Source organism: Parabacteroides faecalis, from assembly GCF_022809355.1.
Classification (GTDB): Bacteria; Bacteroidota; Bacteroidia; order Bacteroidales; family Tannerellaceae; genus Parabacteroides; species Parabacteroides faecalis.
The window spans coordinates 1-12,972 of sequence record NZ_JAKZMM010000026.1; the positions used below are offsets into that span (position 1 = coordinate 1).

At 39.8% G+C, this 12,972-nt stretch carries 11 protein-coding genes; 3 read left to right on the forward strand and 8 right to left on the reverse strand.

Annotated features, from left to right (window positions below; translation table 11 throughout):
• Positions 1-340: 340 nt before the first annotated feature.
• Both MUN53_RS10730 and MUN53_RS10735 read right to left on the reverse strand, forming a co-directional pair.
• The gene (locus tag MUN53_RS10730; protein ID WP_243325417.1) at positions 341-967 is read right to left on the reverse strand and encodes a CatA-like O-acetyltransferase, family 2; all 627 of its coding nucleotides are present in this window, start codon (positions 965-967) and stop codon (positions 341-343) included.
• 70 nt (positions 968-1,037) lie between these two features.
• Positions 1,038-1,889 carry a helix-turn-helix domain-containing protein gene (locus MUN53_RS10735; protein ID WP_243325418.1) on the reverse strand — a complete coding sequence of 284 codons (852 nt, stop codon included), beginning with the start codon at positions 1,887-1,889 and terminating at the stop codon, positions 1,038-1,040.
• Between the two features lie 144 nt (positions 1,890-2,033).
• Between MUN53_RS10735 and MUN53_RS10740 the strand changes: the two genes are divergently transcribed.
• The 3 genes from MUN53_RS10740 to MUN53_RS10750 all read left to right on the forward strand — a co-directional run bounded on the left by MUN53_RS10740 (position 2,034) and on the right by MUN53_RS10750 (position 5,652).
• Complete coding sequence (locus tag MUN53_RS10740) at positions 2,034-2,600, forward strand: YdeI/OmpD-associated family protein (RefSeq protein WP_243325419.1); 567 nt, start codon at positions 2,034-2,036, stop codon at positions 2,598-2,600.
• A gap of 266 nt (positions 2,601-2,866) precedes the next feature.
• Complete coding sequence (locus tag MUN53_RS10745; RefSeq protein ID WP_243325420.1) at positions 2,867-4,156, forward strand: MATE family efflux transporter; 1,290 nt, start codon at positions 2,867-2,869, stop codon at positions 4,154-4,156.
• 167 nt (positions 4,157-4,323) lie between these two features.
• Entirely contained in the window at positions 4,324-5,652 is a 1,329-nt protein-coding gene (locus tag MUN53_RS10750; protein ID WP_243325421.1) for a sigma-54-dependent transcriptional regulator, read from the forward strand.
• 80 nt (positions 5,653-5,732) lie between these two features.
• On the opposite strand, the gene MUN53_RS10755 is transcribed toward MUN53_RS10750, so the two are convergent.
• From MUN53_RS10755 to MUN53_RS18400, 6 genes are read right to left on the reverse strand one after another with little or no spacing between them, the layout of a single operon-like run.
• Positions 5,733-7,187: a HAMP domain-containing sensor histidine kinase gene (locus MUN53_RS10755; RefSeq protein ID WP_022456287.1), complete on the reverse strand. Its 1,455-nt coding sequence runs from the start codon at positions 7,185-7,187 to the stop codon at positions 5,733-5,735.
• 11 nt (positions 7,188-7,198) lie between these two features.
• On the reverse strand, positions 7,199-8,326 hold the full coding sequence (locus MUN53_RS10760; RefSeq protein WP_243325422.1) for a sensor protein KdpD: 1,128 nt from the start codon (positions 8,324-8,326) through the stop codon (positions 7,199-7,201).
• Between the two features lie 41 nt (positions 8,327-8,367).
• Entirely contained in the window at positions 8,368-8,952 is a 585-nt protein-coding gene (locus MUN53_RS10765) for a K(+)-transporting ATPase subunit C (RefSeq protein ID WP_243325423.1), read from the reverse strand.
• Positions 8,953-8,975: 23 nt separating this feature from the next.
• The gene (gene kdpB / locus MUN53_RS10770; RefSeq protein ID WP_243325424.1) at positions 8,976-11,012 is read right to left on the reverse strand and encodes a potassium-transporting ATPase subunit KdpB; all 2,037 of its coding nucleotides are present in this window, start codon (positions 11,010-11,012) and stop codon (positions 8,976-8,978) included.
• A 19-nt stretch (positions 11,013-11,031) separates the two neighbouring features.
• Positions 11,032-12,738 carry a potassium-transporting ATPase subunit KdpA gene (kdpA, locus tag MUN53_RS10775; protein ID WP_243325425.1) on the reverse strand — a complete coding sequence of 569 codons (1,707 nt, stop codon included), beginning with the start codon at positions 12,736-12,738 and terminating at the stop codon, positions 11,032-11,034.
• Positions 12,739-12,789: 51 nt separating this feature from the next.
• Positions 12,790-12,870, reverse strand: coding sequence for a potassium-transporting ATPase subunit F (locus tag MUN53_RS18400; protein WP_394803071.1), 81 nt, complete (start codon positions 12,868-12,870; stop codon positions 12,790-12,792).
• Positions 12,871-12,972 lie beyond the last annotated feature (102 nt).

A 12,972-nucleotide genomic window follows, 5' to 3' on the forward strand; every position in this document is an offset into this window, starting at 1 on the left:
ATGGCAGGATGGAATTCTGATTTCCTCGTAGAACTACTTGATGCAGACTGGAATCCTCCTTGTAATAAAATAGATTCCAGTAAAAAATGATTGTAATGCGTCAGCCCTGTTTATATCTTATCTATTAATTGATTCACTAATGTGAATTAATTAATTCACAATTATGATTTAATTAATTTACCAATATGAATTGATTGCATCACACTAGTGAATTAAATAATATATAACTATTTTTTCAAGAGTTATATACGAGGTTAACATTAATTCTAATCTGTTTTTCAATAGATTAGACACTTGTATATTTATTCGCAAACCACAAGTGTATAGGCTTATTTTTGTCTCAAAACAAAAAATTTCCTCCTATCACCCGTTGAAGTTCCTCCAAAAACTGTGCGGCATGAGCTCCGTCCATTTGTGTATGATGGAACTGGAAAGAAACAGTCAGGTATTTTCGGAAAAAACGTTGTTTGAATCTTCCCCATATCAGGAACGGATTATTGAATATACCGCTATACATGCCTACTGCTCCATCTATCTCGTAGTGTACGAGTGCTGAGGTGCCGATCACCATGCTCTCCGTCAAATCATGGTTTCGGCAGGTTTCAGCCACTTGCCTGGTCAGCCGGATATAGTCATGATTGAATTGAATCAGATCTGCCGAAAAAGGAATGTCGCAGGAACTTATTTCCCCTATTCTATTGGCCACAATTGTATTCACGGCAATTGTATCATACTGAATCAGCTTGTCGCCGACCGGGAGCTGATAGAATTCTCTGATGCCAGAAGCAGCCTTGCCGATGCACCAGCACATCAGCATATTCAGTTTCAGCCCTTTTCTTTTACTGGTTCTTACAAGGTTTGTCACATCAAGCGTTCTGAAAAACGTGACCATCGGCATAGGAGCCTGCATCCACATTTCGTAGGCATAGGCACGTGTTGTCGTTGCGGGATTTACTTCTTTCTTCATTTCTGTATCTCTTAAATCAAAGAAGCAAAAATAAAGCGAAGCTGTAACGAAAGATAGAACAAATGAGACATTATACGGGTGAAGTAAACAAATCGGAATACGGTTTGCATACGGTAGCCAGCGACAAAGGAGTATATCCGCTGAGTTTCCTGAATTCCCGGATGAAATGCGACTGGTCCGAATAACCGCACTGATAAGCTATCTGGGCCTGACTGATGTTTCCGGCCGAGCACTGCATAAGTCTAAGTGATTTCTGGAAACGCACAAGTCGCGCATACTCTTTCGGATTCATCCCGACAGCTGCAAGGAACAGGCGTTCAAACTGCTTCTTGCCCAGACAGGCGATGGATGCCAGTTCGGAAACCGGCCTATTGGGAGTAACATACATTTGACGGACAACTGCCGCAATCCGATCCATATCCACCTCACGTTTGGAAGCAAAGTTAATCGCTACCTGTGATAGCAGCCACTGTTCGATAAGACTTATACAAGAATCATTCTCTTCACATGCCAGGACACGGGCGGCAAGATCATTCAGAGTTTTATTCTCCAGCCCATAACCAGACACTTCCGTATTGTAGAACAAAGAGATGGGAACATGAAGGAAGGCACTCATGGCATAAGGATGAAACACGACCACGATCATTTCCACGCTCTCTTCTGCCTTGATATGCGACGAAAAATTCACCTGTCCGCTAATAGTCAACCTGTCCTGCCTCGTACCCAACTCCGGAATCAACAGAGCAGCTCGTTTATGGAATATAATCTGAGGGCAACCGATTGGGAAAGTATAAGTCTCAATCGGCTGATCACTCTTAAACACCCAATAATACCTCACATAATCCCGCAACAGTGGGCTGGGCTTATAAAATCTGAATCCGTCTGTCATCGTTCCACAAGAGTTCGCTTTTCGGAAATTCAAAGATACATAGTTTTAGGAGAATCATGCAGAATATAATTGGAGATATTTCGTTACTTTTGAAATCGAAAACAGAAACAGCATGAATCTGCGAATCCATCTTACGGGGAAGCCAACATTGTAAAATGCAAATTGAAACAACAAACAATGGAAATACATAATTTACTAGATGTCAAATCAAGAACCGAACTACGTGAATGGCTAATGCAGAACCATAAAACGGAGAAAGAATGCTGGGTAGTCGTGAAACGTGGAAGACCTACTGATAACAATACTTTCTGGTACATTGACGCAGTAGAAGAGGCCCTGTGTTTCGGCTGGATAGACAGCACCACAAAGAAAATAGCAGCAGACGTAACAGCCCAGAAACTTTGTCCACGAAAGCCGCGAAGCAACTGGTCCGAACTCAACAAAGAGAGATGCCGTAGAATGGAACGGTTAGGACTGATGACAGATGCAGGAAGAGCCGTTCTGCCGGATATGTCGCCTAATGGTTTTATCATAGACAAGGACATATTACAAAGGCTACAATCCGATCCGGTAGTGTGGAACAACTTCTGCCAATTCCCCGATTTATATAAGCGAATCAGAATTGACACCATTCAAATCAAGAAGAATCAGCCCGAACTTTTTGAAAGTCGCCTGAATAAATTCATAGAAAATACCCGAAAAGGGCTCCTTTACGGAGAATGGAACGATAACGGAAGATTATAAAAATACAGAAAGCTTTCATCTATCTCTATTTTTACTACCTTTGCCGTATACAGATTAAAAAAACAAAGATTGTTCAACCCTATGAAATGGCAAGTGTGCATATAGCTACGCATTATAAATAGCATTCTCAATCAACGCTATTATTAATATACAGGCTTATTGAATAGGTCCGTATCTTTTTATTTTGCCATTAAATCAAATTATCACATTGCAAATAAGTTTACGTCATCGGTTACAGAACTTGTTGCATTTAATCATGTTGAACAATGAATTATACATATAAAAGCATATGGCTCATCAACTTTCCGGTTATGATGAGTATCCTGATCGAACAACTTATTAATATAACTGACGCTATCTTCTTAGGTCATGTAGGCGAAATAGAACTAGGGGCTTCTGCGCTAGCCGGAATCTGGTATCTAACCATTTATATGCTCGGCTTCGGATTCAGTCTGGGCTTGCAGGTTGTCATTGCACGGCGTAATGGCGAACAGCATTATCCGGAAACAGGCAAGACATTCTTCCAGGGATTACTTTTCCTGTCAGGACTGGCCATTCTGTTGTGCACTATTTCGAAAGTATTCTCACCTGTGATTCTCATCAAACTAATTGCATCAGAGAAAGTATATTCTGCTGTCATCGACTATTTGGATTGGCGCATTTGGGGATTGATGTTTTCCTTCCCATTTCTTGCCTTACGTTCTTTTCTGGTTGGTATTACACTTACAAAGCCCTTGAACAAAGCTGCGCTTACTGCCGTATTGGTCAATATACCATGCAATTGGCTTCTCATATTTCATTTCGATCTGGGAATAGCCGGTGCCGCAATAGCGTCATCTTTTTCCGAATTATGCTCATTGATAATATTGTCTATCCATGTTTTACGAAAAATGGACAGACAAGTTTATGGCCTGAATTGGCAATTTGATAAAGGCATATTGTACCATGTCTGCCGTGTATCAATCTGGAGCATGTTCAATCAGTTTATTGGTGTAGCCTCATGGTTTGCCTTCTTCGTAGCCATTGAGCATTTGGGCGAGTTGGAACTGGCAGCGACAAATGTCATACGCAGCATATCCACCTTGTTTTTCGTCATTGTCAATTCATTGGCAGCAACTACCGGCTCATTGGTAAGTAATCTGTTGGGAGCAGGACAACAGAATCAGGTTATCCCGTTATGTAACCGGGTTATCCGTCTGGGATATGCTGTGGGATTCCCACTTATTATCCTTTCTATAATCTGTTTCAATCCGCTTTTCAATATTTATTCGGGTAATGAGAGCCTGCTACAAATAGCACAACTGCCATTTACAGTAGCCCTGTTGAATTATGCATTTGCCTTACCGGGTTATGTATATATGAATGCCGTAACCGGAACAGGTAACACACGTACCACTTTCATGTTCCAGGCAGTAACCATTATTGCCTATCTGATTTATTTATGGACGATAAGCAATTTCAGCACATCTCTGTCTGTATATTGGACAGCTGAATACTTATATGTGATATTGCTTGGAGTGCTCTCTGTTATCTATCTCAAAAACAGGAAATATTAAAAGGTTAAATTCAATATATCCAGTCTGCAACCTGTTGAACACTGTATCTTGAATCTGCATATCCAATAATATTGGACAACATCCGGCTACAGTGGGCAGGCTTTGTTGTATTTAATAAAATCGTATCTTTGTATGTAAGAAAACGATATATAAAGATCAATCAACATATGGTGCAAATTCTAGTAATAGACGATGAAGAACCTATTCGTAAATTATTAGCTCGAATAATAGAATTAGAAGGTTATAAAGTATCAACAGCAAGCTGTTGTAGCGAAGCATTGCAACAACTGCGCAAACAACAATATGACGTTATTCTTTGTGATGTGTTTTTGCCCGATGGTAATGGTATAGATTTCATTTTTGATATAAAAAAATATTCCAATGATTCGGCAATCATATTATTAACGGCACATGGAAATATTCAAGATGGCGTACAGGCAATCAAGAATGGAGCATTTGACTACATTACCAAAGGAGATGATAACCGAAAGATTATTCCTACTATAAATCGCGCTGTTGACGAAACGGAGAAAAAGAAAGGGAAAAAGCCAGCCTCTGTTGCCTATTCCTTTGATTCTATTGTTGGAAAGTCAAAAGAGCTAAAACAGGCCATAACACTGGCACAGAAAGTCTCTACGACGGATGCCGCTGTATTACTAACCGGAGAAACAGGTACAGGGAAAGAAGTTTTTGCCCATGCGATCCATCAAGCCAGTCAAAGAGCTGCGCAACCTATTGTAGATATTAACTGCTCGGCTTTCAGTAAAGACTTGCTGGAAAGTGAGTTGTTCGGCTATAAGGCAGGAGCTTTTACTGGTGCATTAAAGGATAAAAAAGGACTATTTGAAGTAGCCAACCATGGAACTATCTTTTTAGACGAAATCGGAGAAATGGCCTATGATTTGCAGGCCCGGCTTTTGCGTGTCCTGGAAACCGGAGAGTATATAAAAATAGGTGACACCAAACCTACTAAAGTGGATGTCAGGATTATATCAGCCACAAACAGGGATTTAAAGAAAGAAATAGAGAATGGTAACTTTCGTGAAGATTTATATTTCCGTTTATCCGTTTTTCAGATAAACTTGCCTCCGTTACGAGACCGAAAAGAAGATATTGAAAGTCTGTCATATATGTTCCTGGATAAATTTGCTGCTCAACTAAAGAAGAAAATTACTGGAATCACTCCGGATGTGCTCAATATATTAAAAAATGCAGAGTGGAAAGGAAATGTTCGGGAACTTAGGAATGTCATAGAAAGATGTTCGATTGTATGCGAAGATCAAATAACATTCGAAGATTTGCCTTTGGATTTGCAAAGACGAAAATCAGAGGTTGCACCGATGAAAGACAGTTTTGAACTGGCTGAAATCGAGCGAATGCATATTATCAAAGTGCTGCAATACACCAATGGCAATAAAACAGAAACGGCACGTCTATTAAAAATAGGATTGGCAACTCTTTATCGCAAGATTGAAACATATAAAATAAGTATATGATACGAAAATAACCGTTTATAAGCACACCTGTTAATTGCTTATAAACGGTTTCATACAGCGATAAGATCAGATAAAGCTGATTATGATTTCAAACGTAATGTAAAACAACTTCCTTTTCCAACTTCACTTTCTACAGTTAAAGTGCCACCATGAGCCTCAACAAAATCCTTCGAAATGGATAATCCCAATCCGCTTCCTTGAACTTTTGTACCGGGTACCCGGAAATAATGATCAAAAATACTCTGATGATAACGAGGATCTATGCCTTTACCGAAATCACGAACATACATTTCAATATAATTATCATCCGTCTGACGGACACCAATAATAATACGGCCATTTTCAGGAGAATAACGGATTGCGTTCGAGAGTAAATTAGTCAAGACCCAAGCAATTTTCTCACTGTCAACAAATAATTTACCTATTTTATTTTCCGGATACTGTACTTCGATTTGTATGTTGAACTTTTCAGCTTGTACCCGATTGGCTTTGATGGCATATTCAATCAATTCGATGGGTTTTGTAATACGGGGTTTAAGCTGCAGCTTACCAGACTCTACTTGTGTCATATTAAGCAGTTCGCCGGTGATATTCAGCAAACGCTCACTATTATCCTGAATACTTTGCGCCAATTCTTTCTGTTCATCATTCAAGTCTCCAATCCGACTGTCCTCGAGTAACTGTAAACTCATCATGATGGCAGAAATAGGTGTTTTCAACTCGTGTGATATGGTCGAAATGAAAGTGGTCTTGGCAGAATCCAGTTCCTTGAACTCCGTGATATTCTTAAGCATAATAACGTATCCCTCGTTCATAGAACCGGAGTTATTATTCCCGGACTTCTTAATCTGCATATATTTCATCTGGAAATAACTTTCCTTATTGTCAGCATATATTTTTAGAGGTTCCGTTTTACTGACTTTATTGTCTTTTTGTGAGTCCATCAGTTCACGTATGAGCCTTCTCAGCAAATCATTTCTCATAGAAATATCCTGAGCTGGTTTTTGTAAGGCCTCTTCGCGCTTTAAATTAAGGACATTCAAAGCTTCATCATTTATAAACAAAATGGTTAACTCATTATCCAAGCCTATAATAGGTTCTTTCACACTATTGATAATGGTTTCCATATAATTCTTCGCTGCCTTTATTTGTGCCAGTGTACTTGAATGATAATCAGACAACCGCTTAGCCATTCTATTGAAGTTTTCAGAAACTTCTGCAAATTCATGGCTTTCCAGATTTAATCTACAATCATAATTATGATTGGCTATATCTTTTATTCCGTCGATAATCTTTTTGATCGGTTTATTAAAATAAGAAGGAAGGATTGTCAGCATGAAAATACCAATCACAATACAAAAGCCTCCAATAGTAGAGATCCAAAGCAGTGCGCGTTGTAATCCAGGACCTGCAGCAGGACTATTAGGTTCTGTTGCTGTCAGAATCTGTAAGTTTACAATAGAAAGTGAGACCAGAAGTACAATCATAGCCACAAGTACTCCTATTGCCAGGGTCAATTTTGTCTTAATATTCATAACACATTTTTTTATTGCGGAAAGATAATCAATTTTATATCCATTGCTGAAAGATTCTTAAGAAAATATCCATAGCGATGTATTTTAAAAATCTTACTCCAATTTAAAGTCGGTTGCCCAATACAAACGGTTGTAATATGCCGTTCATGACATACATCAATAATAGCCTGTATAATATCAGGTGAAGCAACTTGTATCAATTCACCACCCAGTTCAGTCACCAGTTTAAAATGGTTGAGTAAATGCCTCTGGACAGACAAATTGATCCTATCAGGACTTTCAGAAGGCGTCTGAACATATAGAGCCATAAAATCGGTATTATATCGGGAAGCAAGCCGTGCGGTACGGCGTATGATATGTCTCGGGGTTTTCGCGTTACTGCTTATGCAAGCAAGGTATAATTCCCGGTGAACCGCTTTTTCTTCGGGGATTACTTCCGTCTCAACTTTCTTTTCAACCCTAAATGCCACTTCCTTAAGAGCCAATTCCCGTAATTGAAGTATATTTTCCGTCTTGAAGAAATTACTGAGGGCAGTTTGTATTTTCTCCGTTTTATATATTTTCCCGGCTTTCAAGCGATTGATAAGTTCCTCAGCCGTCAGATCAATATTCACAACCTCATCTGCTTCCTCTAACACCTTATCAGGAATGCGTTCCTTCACTTCAATCCCGGCTATGCCTTTAATATCTTCATTCAGACTTTCAATATGTTGAATATTAACAGCCGATATAACATTAATACCGGCCTCTAAAAGATCCATTACATCTTGCCAGCGCTTTTCATTTCGGCAACCGTCAACGTTGGTATGTGCAAGTTCATCAACGATTACCAGCTCTGGATGCAACTGAAGGATGGCGTCCAAATCCATTTCCTCCAGTTCTTTCCCTTTGTAAAATATCTTCTTACGAGGAATAACAGGTAATCCTTTTAGCTGCGCTTCTGTGCCTGCCCGTCCATGCGTCTCAACATAACCAATCTGTACGTCAATACCGTTGTCCAACATTTCATGTGCTTCTTGCAACATCTTGTATGTCTTACCCACACCGGCAATCATTCCGATATAGATCTTAAAAACACCTCGTTGTGAGCGTTTTATCAGATTTAAGAAATGACGTACACTTTCTTCTCTATTTGCCATTATTTATATACATTTATTTCCAGTACTGTCAAGTTCATGAATCAGTCTATAGTCGGATTCGCTTCTTCCAGAGCCACATTCAGTTTTAATACATTAATTTTTGCAGGGCCGAATAAGCCGAACAAAGGTTTTTCTACCATTTTATCGACAATGGCTTTCACATCAGATTCACTCATTCCTCTGGCCTCTGCAACACGTTTTACCTGTATATACGCACATTCAGGTGTTATGTCAGGATCAAGACCAGAAGCACTTGCTGTAACCATTTCGGCAGGAACATCTTCGCGTTTCAAATACGGATGATGAACCAGAAATGTATCAATTCTTGCTTCTACCTCAGCAAGATATTCCTCATTAGTTACTCCCTTATTGCTACCGGCTGAACTTGTACCGTCATAGCCGGAACCGGCACATGAAGGTCTACTCCAGAAGAATACATCTTTAGTGAAGACTTGTCCGACATTTGCTACACCTACAACTTTACCGTTGAGTTTTACCGTTTCAGCATTTCCTCCTTCACCAGGAGCTGCCAATTGTGCGAAAATCCATAATACCAATATATAACATACCGAAAAGAATACACAAAACACCCATGTAATTCGGATTGATCTCATCAAATTTTTCATAACTGTCTTTTTTGTTTTTATTATTAGAAGAATAGTCCTACGAATAAATCTATAAGTTTGATACCCACGAAAGGTACAATAATACCACCCACGCCATAGATCAGCAGATTTCTGCGAAGCAAAGCACTGGCTCCGATCGGTTTGTATTCAACGCCTTTAAGAGCTAACGGTATCAGAACAGGTATGATTATAGCATTGAATATGATTGCCGAAAGAATAGCACTTTCAGGACTATGCAAACCCATAATGTTAAGAGCCGCAAGCTGTGGAACAGAAACCATAAACAATGCAGGGATTATCGCAAAGTATTTGGCAACATCGTTGGCAATAGAGAATGTGGTCAGCGTACCACGAGTCATAAGCAACTGTTTACCTATTTCTACAATCTCGATAAGTTTTGTCGGATCGTTGTCAAGGTCAACCATGTTGCCGGCTTCCTTTGCGGCCTGAGTACCACTATTCATGGCTACACCCACATTAGCCTGTGCTAGAGCCGGTGCATCATTTGTTCCGTCCCCCATCATAGCAACCAGCTTACCGGCTGCCTGTTCCTTCTTAATGTAATTCATCTTATCTTCCGGTTTGGCTTCCGCAATAAAATCATCTACTCCGGCTTTCTCAGCAATATACTTTGCAGTCAATGGATTATCACCCGTAACCATTACTGTCTTTACACCCATCTTACGCAAACGTTCAAAACGTTCCTCTATGCCCGGCTTGATAATATCTTGTAACTCGATCACTCCGGCTATTTCCTTATTGATGCATACTACCAATGGAGTTCCACCGTTGCTGGTAATTCGCCTGATGATTTCCTCAGTTTCTTTGGGAAACTCATTCCCGGCTTCGCTTACTATATTACGAATTGCGTCAAAAGCTCCTTTCCGGATTTGAGTACCATCCTTTAAGTTTATTCCTGAACATTTCGTCTCAGCCGTAAATTTGATCATGTGAGCTCCTTCCGTGTTTAAGTTATGCATGCGCAATCCTTGTTCACGTCCTAACTCTATAATAGATTTTCCCTCCGGTGTATCATCAGAGACAGAAGACAGCATACACGCTTCTATAAAATTACGTTTGTCGAGGCCTGCTACCGGATAAAAATCCGTTGCCTTGCGATTACCGATTGTTATGGTTCCAGTCTTGTCTAAAAGAAGTGTATCTACATCGCCCGCTGTTTCAACAGCTTTACCAGATTTAGTAATTACATTGGCACGTAATGCCCGATCCATTCCGGCTATACCAATGGCAGAAAGCAAACCACCAATCGTAGTGGGAATCAAACACACGAAAAGAGAAAGAAAGGCAGCAATAGTAATGACGGTATTGGAATAGTCGGCCATCGGTTTAAGCGTGATACAAACCACAAGGAACACCAACGTAAATACGGCCAAAAGAATGGTAAGAGCAATCTCATTCGGTGTTTTCTGACGACTTGCCCCTTCTACCAATGCGATCATCTTATCCAGAAAGCTTTCTCCAGGTTGAGTGGTTACAACTACCTTAATATGATCTGAAAGGACTTTAGTACCGCCTGTCACAGAGCTCTTGTCGCCGCCAGCTTCACGAATTACAGGAGCCGATTCGCCCGTGATGGCACTTTCATCAATGGATGCCAGACCTTCTATGATCTCACCGTCAGCAGGAATGACATCACCTGCTTCACATACAAATACGTCTCCTTTTTTAAGCTGTGAACTGCTCACCGTCTTTACTTTATCGTTTACAATAAGTTTTGCGGGAGTCTCCTCACGGGTCTTACGCAAACTGTCAGCCTGAGCTTTGCCTCTGGCTTCAGCTATTGCTTCTGCAAAGTTGGCGAACAACAACGTAAGGAAAAGGATTATAAATACCCACAGGTTATAAACGAACGAACCTTGCGATGTGCTGAATGCTGAATAAACCGTTACAAACAACATAATCCATGTTGAAACTTCAACTGTAAACATGATAGGATTCTTTATCATGATTTTCGGATTCAGCTTTACCAATGACTGTTTCAAGCTTTCTATAACCTGATCCTTTTGAAACAGTGATGTATCTTGATTTTTTGAATTCATATCTTGATTTTTTTATTTATTACAATGAAAAATGTTCTGCTAGTGTACTTAATGCCTGTGCAGGGAAGAATGACAATGCTGCGACGATAAATATAACAGCAAAGGTCATCACTCCGAATGTTACAGTATCTGTTTGAAGAGTTCCGGCGCTTTCCGGTATATATTTCTTTTGTGCCAAAAGTCCTGCGATCGCAACTTGTCCGATGATAGGTATGAAGCGACTTAATATCAATACAATACCACATGATACATTCCAGAACCAGGTGTTGTCACCAAGTCCTTCGAAACCTGAACCATTGTTGGCAGCACATGAAGTAAACTCATATAACATTTCTCCAAGTCCATGAAAACCTGAATTGTTCAGCCATCCACCTTCACTTTCTACAAATGCAGATACATGAACATAGAGATATGTAGCAAGAGCTGTACCGACAAGTATGACAAACGGATGAAGCAGTGCTACTATTGAAGCGATCTTCATTTCTCTGGCTTCGACTTTGTGACACATAAATTCCGGTGTACGTCCAACCATCAATCCACTGATGAAAACAGTTATAATAATGAATGTAAAGTAATTCATCCAACCGACTCCAACACCGCCAAACCATGTATTAATTTGCATATTAAGCATTTCTATCATACCGGAAAGAGGCATTGTGGAATCGTGCATGCCGTTTACAGAACCATTAGATGTAACGGTCGTGACCACACTCCAAAGACCTGTTGCCCCAGCACCAAGGCGCACTTCCTTTCCTTCCATCGCTCCACCATCCTGAGCTATACCCATTGCGTCAATTCGTGGATTACCACCCATTTCCTGAGATACATTGATACATACCCCTATAAGGAAAGCAGCCTGCATAACACCATATATACTATATCCCAATCTCTTACGGTTTACATAGAAACCAAATGCAAATACCATTGCCATAGGGATCATCAGAATGGAGCAGCATTCAGTCATGTTAGACAAATAGGTAGGATTTTCCAACGGATGGGAAGAGTTCACACCATAATATCCACCACCGTTAGTACCTAACTGTTTGATGGGAACAATAGCTGCAGCAGGTCCTTGTGATATACTCTGAGGATTACCTTCAAGAGTAGTTATTTCCATCTTGCCATCAAATCCCATAGGTATTCCTTGTGTAATAAGTATAAAACCAACCACAAGTGATAACGGAAGAAGGATACGTGTACAACTCAGCACAAGATACTTCCAGAAGTTTCCAATAGTTTGAGTTGTTTTTTCGCCAAGAGCTTTCATGATACCAGCCATAGCAGCCATACCAGTAGCTGCTGTAATAAACTGGAACAACATGATGACAAACAATTGTGTGAAATAAGTAAGACCGGTTTCACCGCTATAATGTTGTTCATTACAGTTTACCATAAAAGAAATACAAGTATTGAAAGCCTGATGTACGGTCTGACCGATATTCCCATCCGGATTCAGAGGTAAGTAACCTTGCATAACAAGCAGAATCATACCCCATACAAACCAGAATGCATTTACAACAAGCAAAGCCCTCAGAAACTGTTTCCAGTTCATTTCTTCTTCCGGATTGATTCCTGAAAGTCGGAAGATTAAATTTTCTAGCGGCTTCATAAAATCACTCCAGACCTTTTTCCCTTTATAAACCTTAGCAATATATTTTCCTAACGGATAGCTTAATACCATCATTAGAACGATTTGTGCTATGACACCTAATAGTTCTGTATTCATACTTTAATTATTTTTTAGCAGATAGCCTTAATACATTGTCAACTCACTTACTTAGAACTTTTCCGGCTTAACCAGGACATACATTAAATAGCCAAACATAATCAGGCCTACAATAAATAATACTGTGTACATCGATATTTCCTCCTTTTCATTTTAAATGTTTTCAAACCAATCAATACATCTCTCGAATAATCCAAAGCAGCTCATGCCTATTAGCAGGCAGACTACAAAACC

What these genes read in the sequence shown, in the direction of transcription:
- kdpB (WP_243325424.1), bottom strand. Translation starts at nt 11,012, where the DNA reads ATGAATTCAAAAAATCAAGATACATCACTGTTTCAAAAGGATCAGGTT.
- MUN53_RS10755 (WP_022456287.1), bottom strand. Translation starts at nt 7,187, where the DNA reads ATGAATATTAAGACAAAATTGACCCTGGCAATAGGAGTACTTGTGGCT.
- MUN53_RS10765 (WP_243325423.1), bottom strand. Translation starts at nt 8,952, where the DNA reads ATGAAAAATTTGATGAGATCAATCCGAATTACATGGGTGTTTTGTGTA.
- MUN53_RS10750 (WP_243325421.1), top strand. Translation starts at nt 4,324, where the DNA reads ATGGTGCAAATTCTAGTAATAGACGATGAAGAACCTATTCGTAAATTA.
- MUN53_RS18400 (WP_394803071.1), bottom strand. Translation starts at nt 12,870, where the DNA reads ATGTACACAGTATTATTTATTGTAGGCCTGATTATGTTTGGCTATTTA.
- MUN53_RS10740 (WP_243325419.1), top strand. Translation starts at nt 2,034, where the DNA reads ATGGAAATACATAATTTACTAGATGTCAAATCAAGAACCGAACTACGT.
- MUN53_RS10760 (WP_243325422.1), bottom strand. Translation starts at nt 8,326, where the DNA reads ATGGCAAATAGAGAAGAAAGTGTACGTCATTTCTTAAATCTGATAAAA.
- MUN53_RS10730 (WP_243325417.1), bottom strand. Translation starts at nt 967, where the DNA reads ATGAAGAAAGAAGTAAATCCCGCAACGACAACACGTGCCTATGCCTAC.
- kdpA (WP_243325425.1), bottom strand. Translation starts at nt 12,738, where the DNA reads ATGAATACAGAACTATTAGGTGTCATAGCACAAATCGTTCTAATGATG.
- MUN53_RS10745 (WP_243325420.1), top strand. Translation starts at nt 2,867, where the DNA reads ATGAATTATACATATAAAAGCATATGGCTCATCAACTTTCCGGTTATG.